Below are 622 nucleotides of genomic sequence, written 5' to 3' on the forward strand. Positions count from 1 at the left end.
ACATTGACTTGGAGCAGGCGGTGGAGGCGGGGAATTTTCGTCTCGATCTGTTTTATCGCATCAACGTTGCGCAGGTGCAGGTGTTGCCGTTGCGTGAGCGGCCGCTGGATATTCTGCCGCTGGTTGAGCATTTTCGGCGGATCTACAGTGCCAGGTTGAAAATCGCTGAGCCGATGTTGTCGGAGTCGGCGACCCAGGCGTTGCTGGATTATCCGTGGCCGGGGAATATTCGTGAGCTGGAGAATGTGGTGCACCTGGCGCTTTTGGTGGCGGGGGATAAGCCGATCATGCCGTCGCACTTGAAGTTTTCGGCGGGGTTGAGTGCGATGCATGCCAGCGTTAACAGCGGGGCGCCGCGGATTCCACAGGAGGTGGTGCGGGAGCAGCTGTTAAGGTTGTTCGAGGTGCCTGGGGATTCGCTGTTGCACGATATTGAGGATTTGATCGTGCGGGAGGCGTTTGGGTTTTGTGGGTTTAATCAGTTGCGTACGGCGGAGTTGCTGGGGGTTACGCGCAATGCCATGCGCACGCTTTTGGTGAATCATGGGATGCTCAAGGGGCGGGGGAAGTCCTGATTTTTTTGGTGTACATATCCGTTATTTAGGTAACGGCCACCTATGGT

Annotated in this window: 1 pseudogene; it reads left to right on the plus strand. The window is 56.3% G+C overall.

Annotation, left to right across the window (positions count from 1 at the left end):
* Positions 1-575 (plus strand): annotated as a pseudogene (locus tag HX875_RS32450) (AAA family ATPase); the annotation flags it as partial.
* Positions 576-622 lie beyond the last annotated feature (47 nt).

The organism is Pseudomonas yamanorum (assembly GCF_013386765.1).
GTDB classification, from domain to species: domain Bacteria; phylum Pseudomonadota; class Gammaproteobacteria; order Pseudomonadales; family Pseudomonadaceae; genus Aquipseudomonas; species Aquipseudomonas yamanorum_A.